General features: G+C 45.1%; 22 protein-coding genes and 1 tRNA gene. 3 read left to right on the plus strand and 20 right to left on the minus strand.

Annotation, left to right across the window (positions count from 1 at the left end; all coding sequences use genetic code 11):
• Positions 1-10: 10 nt before the first annotated feature.
• The 3 genes from G3W54_RS03030 to G3W54_RS03040 all read right to left on the minus strand — a co-directional run bounded on the left by G3W54_RS03030 (position 11) and on the right by G3W54_RS03040 (position 1,886).
• Positions 11-706 (minus strand): YafY family protein, encoded by a 696-nt coding sequence (locus G3W54_RS03030; RefSeq protein ID WP_162651667.1) that lies wholly within the window; start codon positions 704-706, stop codon positions 11-13.
• A 79-nt stretch (positions 707-785) separates the two neighbouring features.
• Positions 786-1,319, minus strand: coding sequence for a DUF2061 domain-containing protein (locus G3W54_RS19255; RefSeq protein ID WP_244627817.1), 534 nt, complete (start codon positions 1,317-1,319; stop codon positions 786-788).
• A 12-nt stretch (positions 1,320-1,331) separates the two neighbouring features.
• Positions 1,332-1,886 (minus strand): hypothetical protein, encoded by a 555-nt coding sequence (locus G3W54_RS03040; protein ID WP_162651668.1) that lies wholly within the window; start codon positions 1,884-1,886, stop codon positions 1,332-1,334.
• 200 nt (positions 1,887-2,086) lie between these two features.
• Here G3W54_RS03040 and G3W54_RS03045 point away from each other — a divergent pair, with 200 nt between their 5' ends.
• The gene (locus tag G3W54_RS03045; protein WP_162651669.1) at positions 2,087-3,232 is read left to right on the plus strand and encodes a twin-arginine translocation pathway signal protein; all 1,146 of its coding nucleotides are present in this window, start codon (positions 2,087-2,089) and stop codon (positions 3,230-3,232) included.
• A 2-nt stretch (positions 3,233-3,234) separates the two neighbouring features.
• The gene (locus G3W54_RS03050) at positions 3,235-3,681 is read left to right on the plus strand and encodes a MarR family transcriptional regulator (RefSeq protein ID WP_162651670.1); all 447 of its coding nucleotides are present in this window, start codon (positions 3,235-3,237) and stop codon (positions 3,679-3,681) included.
• A 36-nt stretch (positions 3,682-3,717) separates the two neighbouring features.
• On the opposite strand, the gene G3W54_RS03055 is transcribed toward G3W54_RS03050, so the two are convergent.
• The 8 genes from G3W54_RS03055 to G3W54_RS03085 form a co-directional block, all read right to left on the minus strand.
• A tRNA-Pro gene (locus G3W54_RS03055) sits at positions 3,718-3,794 on the minus strand.
• Between the two features lie 119 nt (positions 3,795-3,913).
• The gene (locus tag G3W54_RS03060) at positions 3,914-4,363 is read right to left on the minus strand and encodes a hypothetical protein (RefSeq protein ID WP_162651671.1); all 450 of its coding nucleotides are present in this window, start codon (positions 4,361-4,363) and stop codon (positions 3,914-3,916) included.
• A gap of 122 nt (positions 4,364-4,485) precedes the next feature.
• Positions 4,486-5,037, minus strand: a complete 552-nt coding sequence (locus tag G3W54_RS03065; protein WP_174244237.1) for a MerR family transcriptional regulator — start codon at positions 5,035-5,037, stop codon at positions 4,486-4,488.
• 178 nt (positions 5,038-5,215) lie between these two features.
• Positions 5,216-5,527, minus strand: coding sequence for an integration host factor subunit alpha (locus tag G3W54_RS03070; protein WP_162651673.1), 312 nt, complete (start codon positions 5,525-5,527; stop codon positions 5,216-5,218).
• A gap of 175 nt (positions 5,528-5,702) precedes the next feature.
• Complete coding sequence (locus G3W54_RS19125; RefSeq protein WP_174244202.1) at positions 5,703-6,674, minus strand: beta-ketoacyl-ACP synthase III; 972 nt, start codon at positions 6,672-6,674, stop codon at positions 5,703-5,705.
• 3 nt (positions 6,675-6,677) lie between these two features.
• Positions 6,678-7,742 carry a phosphate acyltransferase PlsX gene (gene plsX / locus G3W54_RS19130; protein ID WP_174244203.1) on the minus strand — a complete coding sequence of 355 codons (1,065 nt, stop codon included), beginning with the start codon at positions 7,740-7,742 and terminating at the stop codon, positions 6,678-6,680.
• A gap of 103 nt (positions 7,743-7,845) precedes the next feature.
• On the minus strand, positions 7,846-8,418 hold the full coding sequence (locus G3W54_RS03080; protein WP_162651674.1) for a DUF177 domain-containing protein: 573 nt from the start codon (positions 8,416-8,418) through the stop codon (positions 7,846-7,848).
• A gap of 18 nt (positions 8,419-8,436) precedes the next feature.
• Complete coding sequence (locus tag G3W54_RS03085; protein ID WP_162651675.1) at positions 8,437-9,003, minus strand: ubiquinol-cytochrome C chaperone family protein; 567 nt, start codon at positions 9,001-9,003, stop codon at positions 8,437-8,439.
• Between the two features lie 260 nt (positions 9,004-9,263).
• On the opposite strand from G3W54_RS03085, the gene G3W54_RS03090 reads away from it, so the two are divergent.
• A complete protein-coding gene (locus G3W54_RS03090; RefSeq protein ID WP_162653531.1) occupies positions 9,264-9,743 on the plus strand; it encodes an outer membrane protein assembly factor BamE in 480 nt (159 codons plus the stop codon).
• Between the two features lie 101 nt (positions 9,744-9,844).
• Here G3W54_RS03090 and G3W54_RS03095 read toward each other — a convergent pair whose 3' ends face one another.
• The 9 genes from G3W54_RS03095 to G3W54_RS03135 form a co-directional block, all read right to left on the minus strand.
• Positions 9,845-11,983 (minus strand): sodium-translocating pyrophosphatase, encoded by a 2,139-nt coding sequence (locus tag G3W54_RS03095; RefSeq protein ID WP_162651676.1) that lies wholly within the window; start codon positions 11,981-11,983, stop codon positions 9,845-9,847.
• Between the two features lie 225 nt (positions 11,984-12,208).
• A complete protein-coding gene (locus G3W54_RS03100) occupies positions 12,209-13,447 on the minus strand; it encodes an MFS transporter (RefSeq protein ID WP_343162557.1) in 1,239 nt (412 codons plus the stop codon).
• Positions 13,448-13,559: 112 nt separating this feature from the next.
• Complete coding sequence (gene nusB / locus G3W54_RS03105) at positions 13,560-14,045, minus strand: transcription antitermination factor NusB (RefSeq protein ID WP_162651678.1); 486 nt, start codon at positions 14,043-14,045, stop codon at positions 13,560-13,562.
• Positions 14,042-14,491, minus strand: coding sequence for a 6,7-dimethyl-8-ribityllumazine synthase (gene ribH / locus G3W54_RS03110; protein ID WP_162651679.1), 450 nt, complete (start codon positions 14,489-14,491; stop codon positions 14,042-14,044). The genes nusB and ribH overlap by 4 nt, the downstream gene beginning before the upstream one ends.
• 109 nt (positions 14,492-14,600) lie before the next feature.
• Positions 14,601-15,218 (minus strand): riboflavin synthase, encoded by a 618-nt coding sequence (locus tag G3W54_RS03115; RefSeq protein WP_162651680.1) that lies wholly within the window; start codon positions 15,216-15,218, stop codon positions 14,601-14,603.
• Positions 15,219-15,224: 6 nt separating this feature from the next.
• Complete coding sequence (gene ribD / locus G3W54_RS03120) at positions 15,225-16,406, minus strand: bifunctional diaminohydroxyphosphoribosylaminopyrimidine deaminase/5-amino-6-(5-phosphoribosylamino)uracil reductase RibD (RefSeq protein WP_162651681.1); 1,182 nt, start codon at positions 16,404-16,406, stop codon at positions 15,225-15,227.
• Positions 16,396-16,875, minus strand: a complete 480-nt coding sequence (gene nrdR / locus G3W54_RS03125; protein ID WP_162651682.1) for a transcriptional regulator NrdR — start codon at positions 16,873-16,875, stop codon at positions 16,396-16,398. The genes ribD and nrdR overlap by 11 nt, the downstream gene beginning before the upstream one ends.
• Before the next feature lie 3 nt (positions 16,876-16,878).
• Positions 16,879-18,168, minus strand: a complete 1,290-nt coding sequence (gene glyA, locus G3W54_RS03130; protein ID WP_162651683.1) for a serine hydroxymethyltransferase — start codon at positions 18,166-18,168, stop codon at positions 16,879-16,881.
• 178 nt (positions 18,169-18,346) lie between these two features.
• Positions 18,347-19,624, minus strand: a complete 1,278-nt coding sequence (locus G3W54_RS03135) for a L,D-transpeptidase family protein (protein ID WP_162651684.1) — start codon at positions 19,622-19,624, stop codon at positions 18,347-18,349.
• Between the last annotated feature and the right edge of the window lie 2 nt (positions 19,625-19,626).

Below are 19,626 nucleotides of genomic sequence, written 5' to 3' on the forward strand. Positions count from 1 at the left end.
AACATGATAACTATTCTTCTAACCCTTCCTGCATGCGCCATTGTTTCACCAAAACAGGCTTGCGCGGGTAATATCGTTTGCCCGTATCCTCAAGTGAACTGACCCTATCAGTGCGAAAATGCCGGTAAGCCTTGCGCGCCTCGCACCAAGCGACAATAACGCGCGAATGCTCGAAATAAGTTAGCATAATGGGCCAAATGACACGCGATGATACATTGTCATAAGCATCGGTATAGTTGATCTGCATGATGTGCTCATTACGAATAGCTTTGCGGATAACTTCCATATGCTCAGAATTTTCAACCCGCATCGCATCGGCAAAACTAGGACCAATAACCAAATCATTCGTTTCAGCGCGTTCTTTCAGATCATCAGGCAGAACTGCTGTTACTTTAGCCAACGCATTGCGCGCCGCTTTTGCAAGCGGCATATCCGCTCGGTCAGACACCCATCGCGAGCCGAGAACCAGGGCTGAAATTTCATCTTCTGAAAACATGAGGGGCGGCAACATAAAACCTGGTGCCAATATATAGCCCATGCCCGCCTCCCCCTCAATATTAGCTCCATGGGAACGAAGCGTGGCAATATCGCGATAAAGTGTACGTAAGGAGATATTCATCTCTTCAGCAAGCGTTGATCCGCTCACCGGGAGGCGATGCTGGCGCAAAACCTGCAAAAGATCCAATAATCGTTGTGATCGCGACATGGCAGATACTCAAAGTAAAATCTACCAGACCTTACCATAACCAGCCCAAATTATTCCAGCGCCTATCATTCAGCTTAAACTAAACTTTCGTAATTCCGTATGGAATCTTGAGCCAAATCCGCTCATGGAAAAAATAGAGAAATAACTTGGTGATCACTTCAAAACCACCAATTGAGATAGCTGTAAGAATATTTCCGGTAAAGAACCAAGCCAGTAACATTGTATCAAGCGATGCTAGTATGCGCCACGTTGCGGTTTTAACCGTAGATCTGGCAAAGCTCTCCGGTTTGGCACCGGCGGCAACTGATAAGCCCCAATTTACGCGCGTCCAGAGTTGCTCATGCACCGTGTAAATCACCAGTTTGGTAAACACTTCTGCAACAGCAATGTAGCCCGCAGTTTGTGCAATGTTTCCACCATCTTCACTGAAGTTAAGTCCAAATAATGGGCCCAAAAATGCTATGATGACAAAGGATAGTAAAAATGTGTCCAGCGTGCCAACCACGCGCCAAGATACAGCCTTTATCATAGAACGCCTTACACTTTCACGTCCTCCTCCAGAGCCAGTTCCAGATGCAGAAGATGTGTCAGCGTCATTTATAACTTCGGACATTTGTATCTTTCGTTAGTTTGCAGAAGCAGCAGTTTGCATACTCGTGGTTTTACCACGCGTTAAATGCAATGGCACATTCTTATTCTCTTTATCTAATGCTAAGATGTCCAGTGGATAATTAACCGGTATTTCATGCTCCAAAATTGCGCCGATTATTTGTTCACTACTCCAATCAGCAAGAGGATTAAAAATAAACTGTTCATTTTTGTGATCCCACTTCACAAATTCAGCACCATCATCTAGATGACCGGAATAAGCAATAACAGCGTCAAAAGCTGGTAATACACCGTCCAAATTCGGTGGTGTCTTTATCTTCACTCCATAACGATCGAGTGTAACATCCATCAGAGATTCTTGCTCCTGAGTTACATTACCTTCCAAACCGAAAGCAATCTCCGCAATTTTTTCGCGCTTGGTCAGAACCCAGGTCAAAAGCTGATCTGGAACCTGCAAACCCGAAACAAGTACGACACGGTTAAACCGTTCTTTTATATAAATAATTCTATCTTCAAACTCCAAATTCTGAAGTGTTTTTGAAAAAACTTTAGCACTTTGGTGACCGTTCATTTTAGTCTCCTTAATTTAATTTACCCTATAATTGTTAAATATTGAGACTTTTAAAAGAAACAATTTTCTAAGTTATATCGATTGTTTAGATAATATGTTCCGCTCGATATGGAGGCGAAAGAAACAGGGCGAAAAATTTCATTTGACATATAGTTCGACATCAAACTATATAGTTTAACATCGAACTAATGGAGATGAATATGAAACGACGTAAATTTTTAGCAATTGCAGGTGGCGGCATTATTTTAGCTGCTGGCGCAAGCATCGGAACAATTGCAAGCAGGTTTCCGCACAAAGCTCTGGAACCATGGTCAAAAGCTGGATCGGGTTACACAGAACCAAGAATGCGTGCATTATCCTATGCAATTTTGGCACCGAACCCACATAACCAACAGCCATGGATGGTTGACTTGAGCAAGGCTGATCAGATTACGCTTAAAATTGATACAGATCGCCTTCTACCTCATACCGATCCATATAGTCGGCAAATCACGATCGGTCAGGGATGCTTTTTGGAAATTTTACGCATGGCAGCAGCCGAAGATGGACACAGAGTAGATTTCAATCTCTTTCCTGAAGGATCAGATAATACCAATCTTGATGATAGGCCAGTTGCGATTATAAGCTTTACCAAGGACCCATCCGTCTCGCCAGATCCATTATTTGCCCACGTATTTGACCGACGTTCAACGAAAGACCCTTTTGACACCACAAAAGAAGTTGCCACCTCTGCGCTTGAACGTATTGCCAGCTCTGTCCAAAACAATTCACAAGTCAGCACAAATAACGAACCTTCACACGTGCAAAAACTGCGTGAATTTTCGCACACAGCAATGGCAGTAGAGATCGATACACCACGCACATATAAAGAGAGTGTGGATCTATTTCGTATCGGCAAAGCCGAAATTGAAGCAAACCCAGACGGAATTGATTTTTCAGGTCCGTTTTTTGAACTTGCCCACACCACCGGATTCATGACGAGAGAAGGCGTACTGGACAGGTCCTCGACACAATTTTCAGAAGGGCTCAAAGCAGTCTATTCAACGACCGACACCGCCATGGCGCACTTATGGCAAATCACACAAGGCAACACGCGCGAAGATCAGATCAATGCTGGTCGGGACTGGGTGCGCCTAAATCTTGCTGTTACGGCTGAGGGGCTTGCCATCCAGCCATTGAGCCAAGCATTGCAAGAATACCCGGAAATGGAAGCCCATTATAAGCAAGTTCATAAAGATCTTGCCCCGAACGGTGGCACTATACAAATGCTCGCAAGATTGGGCTATGCTAAACGAGTCGAGCAAAGCCCGCGTTGGCCATTGGAGGCAAAAATCATTGAGGCTTAAATTTGGACGAGAAAAATAAACTTATCTTTCAGTTTTTCACAGAAGTTGGAATCATAAATCAGCTTGCAACGGCCATTTTTCAAAAAAAAATGCCGGAAGGTCTGCATGTTTCACACTTCTCCGTGCTCAATCACCTCGTCCGCGTCCACGACGGGGTGACGCCACTTAGAATTGCCAATGCTTTTCAAGTGACAAAAGGCACCATGACAAACACACTTTCGGTTCTCTCCAAACGTAACTATATTCGTATTGAACCGCATGAAACTGACGGCCGTAGCAAAGTTGTTTTCATTACTGATGAAGGTCGCGCATTCCAGCAGAAAGCAATTTCAAAACTGTTTCCCGCAATCGCAGAATTTGATAGTAAACTTGACTGGGAACGGGTCATTGAGATTGTACCGGAACTTGAAAGAATCCGAAAAGTGCTGGATGACAATCGAGATATTTAGAAAGCCAATAACAGACAGGTTAATTCGCCTTATTAATGGTCGGGACGGCAGGATTTGAACCTGCGACCCCTAAGCCCCCAGCTTAGTGCGCTACCAGACTGCGCTACGCCCCGACTGGTTAGAACCCGTAATTTATAAGGCTTTTGAGTGCAAGTTATTTCTGAGAAAACCAACAAAAATGGGAAAATGATTGTCGTAAATATCAAGCCCAAAGCAACTCCGATGTTATAGGCTATCGTAACTCAGCTTGCATTTCACCCGTGGCTTGGTTGAGCGTAAACCTCACAGTTCGATCAACAAAACTACTTGCATCCGATGAAGGGGTCTGAACATCCATTGTAAAAATCAGACCAACCGCTGGATCATAATCTGCATTCAGCGAAGCAAAATCCAACCCGGAAAAGCCCAAACCGGCTGACATACTTACGGTTTTGCATTGTCGCGAACCTACCTCATCATAGGGTGGGGACAGTACCAGCACATGAAAAGCCGCTAAAGCTGGTTCAATTGTATCCAGAACAGCAACCCGCACATCGCCATTGGCAAATGTGCGTGTATTCTGCTCCCAAGGCTCGACCAGGCTAGCTGCACTGGAAACCCAATCACAAGGTTCTATGCTTTGTGATTTTGCGTAATTCATAGAAGCGGCCAGCATAGTTGCTACTAGTATCGACGTTTTCATGAGCGCCTCCGGAAATATTTCAGATACATTGTTTGATATGTCGCTATATCAGGCGGTGATTAATTCCAGTCTTTCCAAAATACTATTGCATCACCTGAGAAAAAGTTCATTCAACGTATGTGCTAACGGGTTTGATCCAGCAATCTCTTACATTCCAGCAGATCATAAAGAGCTTCTTGCAACAGCGCCCTATCCTCTTCATGCAATGCAGCGTTTTTTCCGTCAGTTTGCCGAACAACAGCGACGTCACCATTATCTGCATTTTTACGCGGGAAAAAACGGCGAGACACAGGCAGCTTCGCCTGTCCTAGAACTTTGCCAACCTCTTCCGCTCCTGCAAGCGCCATAGCTGGTTGGGATTCTTGTTCTTTAGCTGCAAGAATAGCTTCAACAGTCTGGGTATCACCAGCACCAATGGCTATGACATATTTGTTACCATTTTGTTTTAAGAGCTTTTGAACGCCCTTAATTGTGTAACCCTGATCATACAGAAGGTGTCTAATCCCCTGCAATAGATCAAAATCATCTGGTCGATAATAACGCCGCCCACCGGCGCGCTTCATAGGCTTGATTTGCGAAAAACGCGTTTCCCAGAAACGTAATACGTGCTGAGGCAGATTTAACTCCTCTGCCACTTCCGAAATGGTGCGGAAGGCATCTGGACTTTTATCCAACACAAACTCTCCCAAGTTTTGAGACACCGATCATCAACAGCAACTTATTGATTGCTTCAGATAGTGTGATTGTACCCCCGTACTCAAAATCACGAATCTTATTTTTTTAACCGTAATTTTGCTGACGGTAACTTAATGACAAGCTTCCGTCCAGATCTCTTTGCCAGATGAAACTGACCTAAGCCTTACGTTTTTGATGCGCTTTAAGAACGCGCTGTTTCAAAACATTCGAAGCCTTAAATGAAACAACTTTTCTGGGTGTAATTGGAACTTCCTCACCCGTTTTCGGATTACGACCTATGCGTTCAGTTTTATCCCGAGCCTGAAAAGTCGCAAACGAAGACATCTTCACGGTTTCGCCGCGAGTAATAGAATCGCATATCTCATCTATAATCATTTCAACGAGATCTGATGATTCTGTCCTCGATAGCCCAACACGGCGAAAAACTGCTTCTCCAAGATCTGCACGCGTTACCGTTTTACCGCCCATATTTCCGCCATCCATGTCTAAAAGTAATCTAATATCGTAGAATTTAGGTCTTTTTACCTATAAACGTCAAGTATTTGTACCACTTTATCACTTTTGGTATAAATCTTCTCAATTTTGAATATTATTAGAAGAATATATCAATACTATGATTTTTTAATGGCAAGTTTGTTATTTTTTACCATCGCAAAAATACAGATCCCCAAGTAAATCCTCCGCCCATAGCTTCAAGCAATATCATTTGCCCTTTTTCAAGGCGCCCTGATTCTGCTGCTTGTGACAATGCTATCGGAATTGAGCCAGCAGATGTGTTGCCGGTTTGATCAACATTGATGACTACTTTTTCAGGTGGAATATTTAATTTCTTTGCAGATGCATCGATAATTCGTTTGTTTGCCTGATGCGGAATGAACCAGTCAACGTCTTCAGCCGTCATCGATGTTGCTTCAAAAGCATCTTCAATCACATCCGTAATCATTCCGACCGCGTGCTTAAAAACATCACGACCTTGCATCCGAAGATGCCCAACAGTTTGCGTGCTCGACGGGCCACCATCAACATAAAGCTTTTCCTTGTGGCTCCCGTCAGAACGCAAGTGGGTTGTTAAAATGCCGCGATCAGCTGTCGTGCCATCTCCTTGGTGCGCACTTAATACAACTGCGCCAGAGCCATCTCCAAACAATACACAAGTTGTGCGATCTTCCCAATCCATCAAGCGGGACATAGTTTCCGCACCAATAACCAAAATATTCTTGGCCATACCGCTTTTGATATAGGTATCTGCCGTTGTGAGCGCGAAAATAAATCCTGAACAGACAGCCTGCACATCAAATGCAGCACCATGGGTCATACCCAACCGGTTTTGAATATCTACCGCAGTTGCTGGAAATGTATTATCAGGTGTCGTGGTAGCTACGATAATAAAATCCAGATCGTCGGGTGTAATTCCAGCTCGATCCAATGCTTTTCGTCCTGCTTCTTCACCCAAGCTTGCTGTGGTTTCGCCCTCACCTGCTACGTAACGCTGTTTGATACCTGTACGCTGGATGATCCAAGCATCATTTGTATCAATTGTTTCTTCAAGCTCTTTATTCGTAACAATTCTTTTCGGAAACGCGTGACCAAAACCTGAGATAACGGAACGGATCATTATTTATGCCTCTTTCTCATCAGCTTCGAGTTCAATCGAGGCTGCGCCTGGTCCACGTGAATAATATTGTTCTAAATCTTGTTCAATTTTTTCTTTAAGGCCATTTCTGGCCATATCAAAGCCCATCTCAACCGCGGCAGCAAAGCCCTTGTCGCTTGCCCCGCCGTGGCTTTTCACTACGACACCATTAAACCCTAAAAAAACGCCACCATTTACGCGGCTGGGGTCCATTTTTTGGCGAAGTCGCACAAATGCTTGGCGCGCGAATAGATAACCGATCTTTGCCATAATCGTTGTCGACATTGCAGCACGGAGATATTCAGCTATCTGGCGGGCTGTTCCTTCGGCCGTTTTAAGTGCGATGTTGCCAGAAAAACCATCCGTGACCACGACATCTACCGTGCCACGACCTAAATCATCACCCTCTACAAAACCAGCATATTCAAGGCCTGAAAAATCCGATTCACGAAGCAAAAGTCCTGCTTCTTTAATCTCTTCCTGGCCTTTAATTTCCTCAACGCCGATATTTAGCAAACCCACGGTTGGTTTTTCCACGCCAAACAATGCGCGTGCCATCGCGGCGCCCATGAGTGAAAAATCCAGCAGCTGCTGAACATCCGCATCCAAGTTTGCACCAACATCCAAAACAATGCTTTCACCCCGAAGTGTGGGCCAAATTGCAGCTATTGCTGGGCGCTCAATGCTAGCCATGGTGCGCAGACAAAACTTAGACATTGCCATTAATGCGCCTGTATTACCTGCCGAGATACAAACGTCTGCCTGACCCAGTTTTACGCACTCAATGGCCTGCCACATGGTGGAGCGTTTGCGCCCCTTACGAAGGGCTTGACTCGGCTTATCATCCATTTTCACAGCCATCTCGCAATTATGAAATTCCGAGACCGCTTTAACGTCTGGATATGCGTCAATTATTGGCAGGCATTCATCTTCAAGGCCGAATAAAACAAACCGAATAGAAGGGTGACGTTTAAGTGCAATAGCCAGTCCGGGCACAATGACACTAGGTCCATGATCACCACCCATAAGATCCACCGAAATTGTGGTCAATTGATTGCCCTTTACACTTAATCCGTCAAACTAAGCAGTTTTTACCGATTTTCCCATCACACACAACATGAAAGTATAATATATCGGCTATTTTGCTATTAAATTACTCTAATTCACTCTTTATCGCGGCCAATGCTGCAAAAGGTGATGGTGGCGCATCATCCTCAATGCTTCCGCTTTGAAATTTCTGGTCAATTTCTGCTTCCGGGTCACGGGGATATGGATCAATTGCCATCGCCGCAAATTCGCTTACGACTGCAGCAACATCAATTGTATTTCCACTAAACGTATCAGGAATATCTGGCCCATCGACGTCAATGATCAACTCTCCGTTTTGTATGTTATCCTGACGCGCAAGCTTTGACGTTTCGGGCACATAGAACGCAACAAAATCATCATTAATTTCGGTGTTGATTGGCTTTAAAGATACCACACAGTCCTGAATAAGCTTACCTTCAAAATGACCTGATACGCGTACTCCATCTCGCTTCCAACGGCTCAGCTTTACATCGGCCTTGAGTGACGTTACGCCGATGACTTTCCAAAACTTTGCCAAGCCTTCAAGCTCTTTTCCATCCGCCTCAATAGTAATGGAAATCGGATTTGAGGATACATGTCCTACTTTAACTGGAAAGGTGAACGGCTGTTCCGCATCTGAAATATTTTCTAAGTTCAAAATTCTTGCCTTTTAAGGTTAGGTCACAGTATCGACATTGGGAACAGGGAACGAAAGTTTGGCTTTGATAATATCATCGGTGCCTGCATTTTTCAGCTCCTTATCAACTGACAGGACATGTCTGGCAAGATATTGCATGTCGGGCGTTTCATCAGCTTCATCCGAATGGATGTTTCTTGAAAATGCTTCGGCCAGTTCTTTCAGATTATCATTATCGAGTGCCTTGCCATAATTTTCGGCTCGACCATAAAACATTCGGCCTAGTTTTTTCATCCGTTTGGGAACGCCTGCATCACCGATGCCAAGTTCGCGAATAGAATGATCGATATCTTTAAAAAATTCCTCAACAACTTCCTGTGCGAGTTGCTTGACGCCCTCTGCCTCCTTATTGGAACCAACATTGTTTGTTGCCCGTAAATATAGTGTCATGAAGATAGATACCATGTTGAAACGGCCCATAACGGTGTCGGGTACATCAAACTCCTGATAGAATACTGGATTCCGAGCACTTTGTGTAATTGCCTCATATTGCGCATTGACCAAAGTCGCATTCGCTTTTTTTCGCCTAAAAAGATCAAGGATCATCAAATCGCCTTTTTACATAGGTGTAAGATAATCCACCTTGTACCAAATGAGAATCTTGTTCCACGATATCAATCTTAGAATCTAGATCCGATTTCAACTACATAGGTATAATTGGCAAAAAATGCCATAAAATTATCGCAACGTCCCGACAAAGCCTAAGGGAAATGTTGCATCTGTAGGAAAGCTAGTTTACCTGAATAGGTAAGCTGAGTTCGCTTAATTGTTTTGAGGAGGCGTTGTTGTTTCATCGTTTGGGAAATATGGGCCATCTAAAAGCCCTGTCACGTAAGAGTTCAATTATTCTTATAGCCGCTATGACTGGCTTATCAGCCTGTAACAGTGCGCAAGTGCTTAATCAAGGATATGTACTGGATCAAGATGCAGTTGATGCGACACCTGTTGGCTCTAGTCGCGAACAAGTTCTTCTATCTTTGGGCACGCCATCGACGACGCAAAATTTTGATGCAGCTGAAACTTTCTATTATGTTTCTCAAAAACGCAAACGCGGGTTTGCTTTCCAAAAGCTTCGTATTGTTGATCAATCTATTTTGGCAGTTTATTTCGATGACGATGCGACCGTTAGCAATATTGCGAACTACACAATACAAGATGGAAAAGTCTTTGATATGATTTCGCGCACCACACCAACATCTGGTAAAGAGCGCGGCTTCCTTGCTGGTCTTCTTGCTGGCTTTAGTGATGGGTCAACAAATCCTGGTGGGCTTCCAGGAGGCCTCTAGTCTGTTTGGGATGAGAGCAAAGATAGACTTTCATAAATAACACTGATCATAAAAAACCCCTCAGTTTTCACTGAGGGGTTTTATTTTTGTTTACAGGCGCTTTAATGAGCCAAAATAGCAAGCAATAGCAATGCCATAATATTTGTGATCTTAATCGCCGGATTTACCGCAGGACCAGCAGTATCCTTGTAGGGATCACCAACCGTATCACCGGTCACAGATGCCTTATGTGCATCGCCACCTTTTTCGTGCAGCACGCCATCTTTGTCCGTGAAGCCATCTTCGAATGACTTTTTGGCATTATCCCATGCGCCACCACCCGATGTCATAGAAATCGCAACAAATAAACCATTAACAATCACACCAAGAAGTGATGCGCCAAGGGCAGCAAAGGCAGATGCTTTTGAGCCAGAGATAAGCAAGACGCCAAAATAGACAAATAATGGCGCAAGCACTGGAAGTAGTGATGGTACGATCATTTCCTTGATCGCAGCTCTCGTCAGCATATCAACTGCACGACCATAATCAGGCTTTTCTGTTCCAGCCATAATGCCAGGTTTAGCTTTAAATTGGGCACGAACCTCGACCACAACAGCGCCTGCAGCACGGCCAACAGATGTCATTGCAATACCACCGAAGAGGTATGGAATAAGACCACCGAAGATCAGGCCAGCAACCACATATGGGTTGGATAGATCAAATGAGATCTCACCAACATCTGCAAAATAAGGGAACTGGGCTGAATTTGCGACAAAGAAGTCAAGGTCATTTGAATATGCGGCGAAGAGCACAAGTGCACCCAAACCAGCAGAACCAATAGCATAACCTTTCGTCACAGCCTTTGTTGTATTCCCAACAGCATCGAGCGCATCTGTTGCTTGTCGAACTTCCTTGGGAAGACCCGACATTTCAGCAATACCGCCAGCATTATCAGTCACGGGACCAAATGCATCCAGTGCAACGATCATTCCAGCAATACCGAGCATCGCTGTTACCGCAATACCGGTGCCATACAGACCACCAAATTGATATGTTGAAATGATACCACCCACAATAACAATTGCTGGAAGAGCAGTTGATTCAAGCGATATGGCGATACCTTGGATCACATTTGTGCCATGCCCTGTCACAGATGCCTGCGAGATTGAATTCACCGGACGTTTATCTGAAGCGGTATAATATTCAGTAATCACAACGATAAAACCGGTCACAATCAGACCGATAATACCACAAATGAACAGGTTCTGTCCGGTAATGGTTTTGCCAGCAACTTCGCCAATCTCACCCCAACCGATGGTTAAAGACGTTGCACCGCCCAATGTTACTATGGACAAGATGCCTGTTACAATCAGGCCCTTATAAAGCGCGCCCATGATAGAACCATTCTGGCCAAGCTTCACAAAGAAAGTACCGACGATAGATGTAATGATTGAACCACCACAAATTGCAAGCGGATATAGCATTACAGAATCAAGAATATCCGAACCTGCAAAGAAAATTGCAGACAACACCATGGTCGCCACAACGGTCACAGCATAAGTTTCAAACAAGTCGGCTGCCATGCCTGCACAATCGCCAACATTATCACCCACATTATCAGCAATAGTTGCAGGATTACGTGGATCGTCTTCTGGAATACCTGCCTCCACTTTACCCACAAGATCGCCACCAACGTCAGCACCTTTTGTAAAGATACCACCGCCAAGACGCGCGAAAATAGAGATCAATGAAGCGCCAAAACCAAGAGCAACGAGTGCGTCAATAACGTCGCGACTTGCCGTACCAAGGCCCATGGGTCCGATGAGTACCCAATAGTAAACAGCAACACCAAGCAGGGCAAGACCAGCAACAAGCATGCCGGTGATCGCACCAGATTTAAATGCCACATCAAGACCGGCTGCCAAACTATTGGATGAAGCTTGCGCAGTACGGACATTGGCCCGAACAGAAACATGCATACCAATAAAGCCAGCGACGCCGGACAAAACAGCCCCAATTAAGAAGCCAATAGCCGCGACCCACGTCAGCAAAACACCGACGAGAACGAATACTACAGCGCCCACAATGGCGATTGTTGTATATTGACGGTTTAGATATGCGGACGCACCTTCGCGGATATAACCAGCGATTTCCCGCATACGTTCATTGCCCTGATCTGCGGCAAGCACAGATTGGGTTGCCCAGAAAGCATAAGCAACTGCAAGCAAGCCACATATTATAACGATTAACAAGATATCCATATTTGGTATCCCCTCCTCCATGTTAAAATAACTGTATTCTTGAATTCCTATCTACATTTGACAAGCGTCCACCTCCTCGCAGGCGCTCATTCCGTGCGGCAGTCTTTGTTGCATGCGTCAAAAGGTCAAGTTTTAATGTAAATTTTCTTGTTAGGAACTGAGCAATAGCTCAAATTTTGGGCAAAACGATCAAAATATAAGGGAGTCATATAACTAATTTGAGAATCATGCAGCACTTGCAGCCATACGACGTTCTCTTGAGGACTGAATGTAGAGCAACAAAATTGCCAATCCACAAACAGGCCACAGAATACCGGTCAATACATGCCAACCCCAAATATTGAGCACCTGACCGGAAGCTAGTGAGGCCATGGCGACAAGTGTAAAAAGTACTCCATCATGGAAACCCTGAACTTTGTTCTTCTCTGAATGTCTATAACACCCAGTCACCATAGATGTTGCACCAATGAAACCAAAGTTCCACCCCACGCCCAATAGAATGAGCGCTATCCAAAAATTCCAGAGTTCAATTCCGACAAATCCGACAGCCGCACCAACAATCATAATCAGTAGGCCAAACGCTGTGACACGTTCAGCACCAAAACGGGAGATAAATTTTCCGGTAAAGAAACTTGGCCCGTACATTGCTAATACGTGCCATTGAATTCCGAGCGTTGAATCATCCGGTGAAAAACCACAGAACATCATGGCAATAGGTGCGCCTGTCATCATAAATGTCATCATCGCAAATGAGACAACGCCTGAAAAAAGCGCAACCATGAATTTGGGCTGTGTGATAATCTCTTTAAGTGGTCGCGCTTGCTCGCCAGCAACAGTGCTGGCAACCGGATTATCATTTGGAATACGTAAAAATGTGAGAATGAATATCCCGATCAGAAGAACAGGTATAATGCCTGCAAAACTGCCCGCAAACGGAATAGGGTCAAAAAATGTTCGCCCCTGAATGGCCACTTGTGGCCCAATGACGGCAGCAAATATACCCCCCATTGCAACCCACGCAATCGCCTGAGGCTTAAATGCTGGAGGTGACCCATCAGCTGCGGCAAAGCGATATTGATTAGAATATGCCATTCCAATTCCAATTAGCACCAACCCGACTGTTAGGAAAATAAAACTGCCATTCAAAATTGCCATTGTCGCGGATATTGCACCAACCATCCCGATAACGGCACCAGTTATAAAGCCTGTTCTGCGACCAACGCGCTTCATGATAAAGGCTGCTAAAAATGCCCCCAGCGCCGCACCAACATTAAACCCCATGACCGGTAATGTTGCCCAGGATTTATCTTCATCGAGCAAATAATGTCCAGCCAATCCACCAGTTGCTACTGCTACAGGCGCAAGCGCACCGGTAAAGGCAATTGTGGCACTCAATATCAGCGTATTATATTTTGCTAATGATAGAGCATCGGCGGCATCTGTTTGGGTGTTGCCAGTCATCATTTTCTCTTTTCTGCATTGGGCGCCTATTGCAGCTTTGAGCAACAAAACCAGGCCAAAGAGATACTAATCCCAATTCCAGGCCAGAGTGTATGTGGTCATATGTCGCCGCGCTTTATTTACGCCAGCGCCGACCCAATCTGTCAAGCACAGCATTAACCAATTTTGGCTCATCATCATCTTCAAAAAACGCAGATGCAACATCTACATATTCGTTGATAATAACCGCTGTTGGCACATCTTTTCGATCAACGAGTTCAAATGCGCCTGCCCGCAGGATAGCGCGCAACGTAGTGTCAATACGTGATAGGGGCCAGTCGTCTGTCAACACAGCATGAATTGCAGGGTCAAGTTCGCGTTGTTGTTCAACAACACCGGCAACGATGCGCTGAAACCAATCACCATCAGCATCGCGATATTGATCACCATCAATCTCGGTGCCCAGACGATTAGCTTTAAAATCTGCGACAACTTCACTCACGGCATCGCCTGATAAATCCAACTGGTAAAGCGCCTGTACAGCAGCCAGTCGTGCCGCACCGCGTTTATTGGCAGGCTTTACATCGTTTTCTGACTTCGGTGTTTTAGCTTCGTCATTCATGCAGAAAACTTCTCTTTCAATTTAATCATTTTAAGCGCGGCACGGGCAGCAAAACCGCCCTTATCCAACTCGCTTTTCTTCACACGGCGCCACGCTTGCTCAGCATTTTCTACCGTCATGATGCCATTACCCAATGCCAAAGATTCAGCGACTGATAATTGCGTCAATCCACGAGCGGATTCATTGCAAACAATCTCAAAATGGTATGTCTCCCCGCGAATAACCATGCCAAGGGCTATAAACCCATCAAAATGGGTTCCATCATCATCCATGCCATCGAGTGCCATCGCGATGGCTGCTGGAATTTCGAGCGCTCCGTCAACTGTGATCACTTCATATGTTGCGCCTGCATCTTTGAGCGCATCAGTTGCGCCTTCTAGCAGCGCGTCGGCCATATCATCATAAAATCTTGCTTCAACAATCAGCAAGTGTGGTGCATCAGTCATCGAGACGAAAACTCCATTTGTCGCGTTTAGCGATGTGTTTTGAATTGAGAACAGCTCAAACCATGCTTCTGTTCACGTGGCAAGTAAAATCTTAGCAATCGCAATAAGATCAATCTCTATTCGTCATATGCTCGACCAATCTTGCAACATGTCGTGCAAGCTGATCAATTTCGATATTCACAAGATCGCCTACAATTCGCGTGCCCCACGTGGTTACGTCCTGTGTATGACGAATGATGAGAACATCAAAGATTGAACCATCGACTTCATTCACCGTCAATGATGTGCCATCCAGCGTGACCGAGCCTTTTGGAGAAATGAAGAGCGCAAGCTCATCTGGCGCTTTAAGTGTGAAACGTTTTGCATCACCCTCATCACTAATCTCGATAATTTCAGCGCGCGCATCCACATGGCCAGATACCATATGCCCGCCAAGTTCATCACCCATTTTTAATGCGCGTTCAAGATTGATGCTCTCACCTGTTGTCCATGCGCCTATTGTCGTGAGGCGAAGCGCCTCTTCCCAAGCCTCAACTTTAAACCATCTTTCATTTGAACCAGCTTCGGGAAGCTCTGTCACGGTCAGACACGTTCCCGCACATGCAATTGATGCACCAATGTCGATGGTTTCAGGATCGAAGCCTGTTTTGATCGTCAGCTCCAGACCAGAATTCAATTCTTTTATATCTGAAATTTCGCCAATATCCGTGATGATACCTGTAAACATGTTTGCTTATCCTTTGGCTCTATTCTTGACCCTATTCTGGGGTTCATACTCATACATGATATCCGAACCAAAAGTCAGCTGATTTTTAAGAACGAAATCATCGATATTCTGCGGTGAAATGGGTGCTTTAACTGCATCATTTATACCGACAAGATTTTTGTTAGATTGAAAAATCACCAAACGATCAACAAGTCGAGCATCTAAAAATGATTTTGCAATCTGTGCTCCCCCTTCAACCAACAATGTTGAGATGCCTCTATCTGCGAGTTCTCCTACCATGTAGTACAATTGTTGATCTTCACGAATATTCACCAAATCAAGAATAGAAACACCTTGGTTTTGCAGTGGTTGTAGGACCTCGTTTTTTGACTTTGTCGCAATAATAGTGGAGGTTTTATCTGCTGTTTGTATCAGGTGAGACTTGGCAGAAATTTGCAGGCGCCTATCGAGAATAACACGCTTGGGAGATCTATCCGTCAGCCCATTAAGGCGACATGTTAAACTCGGATCATCGTTGATGATCGTGCCGGAACCAACCAGAATTGCATCATTGATAGCACGTAGAATATGGACTTGAGCATTTGATATATTGTTCGTAATTTTGACCTGCTCGCCGGAATGAGCACCCATAATACCATCTGCACTCATGGCCAATTTCAGTGTGATAAATGGTCGTTTTTTGGTGGTTCTTCTAAGGAAACCAGCCAAACCATATTCAGCATCTTTAGCCAAAACACCTGTAACAACATCAATACCAGCGGACCGCAAGGTCTCAAACCCCTTGCCTGATACACGCGTATCAGGGTCATTTGCGGCAACAACGACGCGTGTGATACCAGCTGAAATAAGTGCGTTTACACAAGGTGGTGTTTTGCCAAAATGCGAGCACGGTTCAAGTGTTACATATGCGCAAGCACCCTTTGCAAGATGACCAGCTTTGCCAAGTGCAATGACCTCGGCATGTGGCCTGCCGCCAATTTCAGTTACACCTTGGCCAACAATAATGGGAATACTATTCTCAAAACGAATAATAAGAGCAGCAACAGATGGATTTTCTGCAGTTAGCCCTTCGTGTTTACGCGCAAGACGAATGGCTGCGGCCATAAATCGTTCATCAAGGCGGGCTTGGGCTTGCGAGCTTATATCGCCCGCAATTTCTAATCGATCTGTTGGCGGATCAATCTTCATCAACCGCATCACCAGCGATGCGCGCGCTCAATTGCGCGATAATTTTTTCGAAATCTTCTGCACCTGAGAAGTCCTGATAAACGGATGCATAGCGAACAAAGCCAACATCATCTAAGGCTTTGAGTGCTTCAAGCACCAAAAGACCAATATTGTCAGTCTCAATCTCTGTTTCGCCAGAACTTTCAAGACGGCGCACAATACCAGAAACGGCTCGATCAATACGATCACGATCAACAGGCCGTTTACGCAATGCAATATCAAAGGATTTTTGCAATTTTTCACGATCAAACGGGACTTTGCGCCCCGTTTTTTTCAAAACCTGTAAATCCCTAAGCTGGACACGTTCGAATGTGGTAAAACGACCACCGCAATCAGGGCAAATACGGCGACGACGGATAGCCGCACCATCTTCTGCGGGACGTGAATCCTTCACCTGACTATCATGCGAAGAACAATAGGGACAACGCATAAATTAAGCCCCAGTATTTTCGTAGATTGGGAATTTAGACGTTAATGCGATGACTTTTTCCTTCACCGCTTGCTCGGTAGCGGAATTGTCACCATCTGCACCAACAGCACTCAAGCCATTGACCACTTCAAGAATCAATTGACCTACTTCACGGAATTCAGCCGCTCCAAATCCGCGTGTTGTTGCAGCTGGTGTACCCAAACGAATGCCAGATGTCACAAATGGAGATTGAGGATCATTCGGCACACCGTTTTTATTACATGTAATAAATGCGCGACCAAGTGCGGCTTCTGTTGCCTTACCAGTAACGCCTTTTGGCTGTAGATCCACCAGCATAAGGTGGGTATCAGTACCGCTAGAAATAATTTCCAGACCACCATCAACCAATGTTTGAGCAAGAACATTTGCGTTCTCTTTAACGTTGCCCATGTAGGTTTTAAAATTATCACTCAAGGCTTCACCAAATGCAACTGCTTTACCTGCAATCACATGCATCAACGGACCGCCTTGAAGGCCGGGGAACACAGCAGAATTGATTTTCTTAGCAATTGCTTCGTCATTTGTGACTACCATGCCACCGCGAGGGCCGCGCAGTGTTTTATGCGTTGTCGTTGTTGCAACATGGGCGTGGGGGAACGGGCTCGGATGAAGGCCAGCAGCAACCAAGCCTGCAAAATGGGCCATATCAACCCAAAGAATTGCGCCAACTTTATCAGCGACCTCACGGAATTTCGCGAAATCAATCGTACGAGAATAAGCAGAACCACCAGCAACGATGATTGTCGGCTTATGTTCAAGCGCTAGAGCCTCCATTTGATCATAATCAAGAAGTCCAGTTTCCGCGACAACACCATATTGAACGGCATTGAACCATTTACCGGACATGTTTGGCTTTGCACCATGTGTTAGGTGTCCACCGGCATCAAGGCTCATGCCAAGAAGTGTATCACCAGGCTTTGCGAGCGCCAGCATTACCGCTTGATTTGCTTGTGAACCAGAATTTGGCTGCACATTGGCAAATTCACATCCGAAAAGCTGTTTTGCGCGATCGATTGCTAGATTTTCAGCGATATCAACAAACTGACAACCACCATAATAACGTTTGCCAGGATAACCTTCGGCATATTTGTTTGTCATCACAGAGCCTTGCGCTTCCAGCACGGCTTTTGAAACGATATTTTCAGATGCGATGAGTTCAATCTCATGGCTCTGACGACCAAGCTCCTGCTCGATGGACTTGAAAATTTCAGGATCTTGATCTGCTAAAGATTTCGTGAAAAACGCATTCGTCATGGGAAGGTTACCTTTGCTCAATATGCGTGGAATGACAGGATTTGACGGCTGTTTAACGTCAAATGAGACGAAGCGCAATATTCCGATGGAGCAAAAGGTCACTTATCAGATTGTAAAATGTCGCATGAAAGCCTCGCCATATGAAATATGGCAATTGGCTCTATCTGATTGCGGTTGCTTAAAGCTCGCGAGACGCCAGCAAATCAACACCGTCACGTTGGTAAACATCATCACGGAACTGAACAACACCATCGGAAGATGACCAAGCTGTGAAATATGTGAAGTAAACCGGAACGGGTTCCTCAAGTTGAATAGGCATACTTTCGCCAGACATAATACCCGCTTCAATGTTGGCGCGGGACCAGCCTTCAGTATCTCTTAACAGCCATGCAGATAGTTCACGTACATTTTGTACGCGAACACAGCCAGATGATTCGAAACGTAGCAATTTGCCAAAGACTGAACGCTGCGGCGTATCGTGCATATATACAGCGTGCGGATTGTGGAAATTGATTTTAGTTGAAGACATCGCATTAATTTTGCCAGGGTCTTGGCGGAACATTAAGTCTGGCGCCTCTTCGGCATGCCAGTCAATTGATTCTGGTGGAACTTCGTCACCCTTCTTGTCAAACAAACGAATTGCATTTCGTGTTAGGTAAGTCGGATCCTTACGCATCAACGGCACAATATCTTTTTTGATAATCGAACGCGGCGCAGTCCAATAAGGATTTAGGATGACTTCATGAATTCTTGAATTCAAAATTGGCGTTTGGCGAGAGATTTTACCGACAATTGCGGTATGCCGAAGCGCAACTTGACCATTATCAACTGCTTCAATTTGTGCGGCAGGAATATTGACCATCACATAACGAGCGCCCAAATCACCGGACATTGATTTTAGACGGACAATGTTTGTTTCTAGCTGTGTGAGGCGAACTTGAGCGGATACATTAAGGGCCGCATAACTGAATTTGCCTAAAACTCCATCAGCGGGCAAACCGTGACGAGCTTGGAAACCACGCACTGCACCCTCGACATAGGTATCAAAACTATTAGAAACACCAGCAGAGGCTGGCAAATCGCCGGATGCGATCAAGCGTTGACGTAAAATACGCACATCAGGGTCAACCGTTCCGAGTTTTAAACGCTTATTTGCCGGAACAACCGGCCAGCCGCCATTGGCAACAATATCTTGATATTGAAGCAACGCGTTTTCCAAGTTAACGACCGTTTGCTCGCTCATAATTGGCTTAGTTGCAACAGCATTGCTTGCGCCACGTAATGATTTTGCATCAAACGCATCATCCCATTTACCACGACTTGGGTCTTTAATTATCGATTCAATGGACGTTTGAGCCAAAGCGGAATTAGCAACACCAGCCAAAAGACCCGTTGTCACCGCACCTGTTAGAAAGCTGCGTCTGGCAATTTTGGTATATTTTGTTTGCTTCTTCATAT

It is taken from the genome of Lentilitoribacter sp. Alg239-R112 (assembly GCF_900537175.1).
In the GTDB taxonomy this organism is placed as follows: domain Bacteria; phylum Pseudomonadota; class Alphaproteobacteria; order Rhizobiales; family Rhizobiaceae; genus Lentilitoribacter.

Bases quoted from the DNA above. Each gene is read 5' to 3' on its own strand.
- G3W54_RS03040 (WP_162651668.1), bottom strand. From the start codon at position 1,886: ATGAACGGTCACCAAAGTGCTAAAGTTTTTTCAAAAACACTTCAGAAT.
- G3W54_RS03095 (WP_162651676.1), bottom strand. From the start codon at position 11,983: ATGGATATCTTGTTAATCGTTATAATATGTGGCTTGCTTGCAGTTGCT.
- G3W54_RS03100 (WP_343162557.1), bottom strand. From the start codon at position 13,447: ATGATGACTGGCAACACCCAAACAGATGCCGCCGATGCTCTATCATTA.
- ribD (WP_162651681.1), bottom strand. From the start codon at position 16,406: ATGAAGATTGATCCGCCAACAGATCGATTAGAAATTGCGGGCGATATA.
- G3W54_RS03085 (WP_162651675.1), bottom strand. From the start codon at position 9,003: ATGATCCTTGATCTTTTTAGGCGAAAAAAAGCGAATGCGACTTTGGTC.
- nusB (WP_162651678.1), bottom strand. From the start codon at position 14,045: ATGAATGACGAAGCTAAAACACCGAAGTCAGAAAACGATGTAAAGCCT.
- G3W54_RS03030 (WP_162651667.1), bottom strand. From the start codon at position 706: ATGTCGCGATCACAACGATTATTGGATCTTTTGCAGGTTTTGCGCCAG.
- G3W54_RS03060 (WP_162651671.1), bottom strand. From the start codon at position 4,363: ATGAAAACGTCGATACTAGTAGCAACTATGCTGGCCGCTTCTATGAAT.
- G3W54_RS19125 (WP_174244202.1), bottom strand. From the start codon at position 6,674: ATGATCCGTTCCGTTATCTCAGGTTTTGGTCACGCGTTTCCGAAAAGA.
- glyA (WP_162651683.1), bottom strand. From the start codon at position 18,168: ATGACGAATGCGTTTTTCACGAAATCTTTAGCAGATCAAGATCCTGAA.
- G3W54_RS03070 (WP_162651673.1), bottom strand. From the start codon at position 5,527: ATGGGCGGTAAAACGGTAACGCGTGCAGATCTTGGAGAAGCAGTTTTT.
- G3W54_RS03135 (WP_162651684.1), bottom strand. From the start codon at position 19,624: ATGAAGAAGCAAACAAAATATACCAAAATTGCCAGACGCAGCTTTCTA.
- G3W54_RS03090 (WP_162653531.1), top strand. From the start codon at position 9,264: ATGGGCCATCTAAAAGCCCTGTCACGTAAGAGTTCAATTATTCTTATA.
- G3W54_RS03115 (WP_162651680.1), bottom strand. From the start codon at position 15,218: ATGTTTACAGGTATCATCACGGATATTGGCGAAATTTCAGATATAAAA.
- ribH (WP_162651679.1), bottom strand. From the start codon at position 14,491: ATGACTGATGCACCACACTTGCTGATTGTTGAAGCAAGATTTTATGAT.
- G3W54_RS03045 (WP_162651669.1), top strand. From the start codon at position 2,087: ATGAAACGACGTAAATTTTTAGCAATTGCAGGTGGCGGCATTATTTTA.
- nrdR (WP_162651682.1), bottom strand. From the start codon at position 16,875: ATGCGTTGTCCCTATTGTTCTTCGCATGATAGTCAGGTGAAGGATTCA.
- G3W54_RS19255 (WP_244627817.1), bottom strand. From the start codon at position 1,319: ATGTCCGAAGTTATAAATGACGCTGACACATCTTCTGCATCTGGAACT.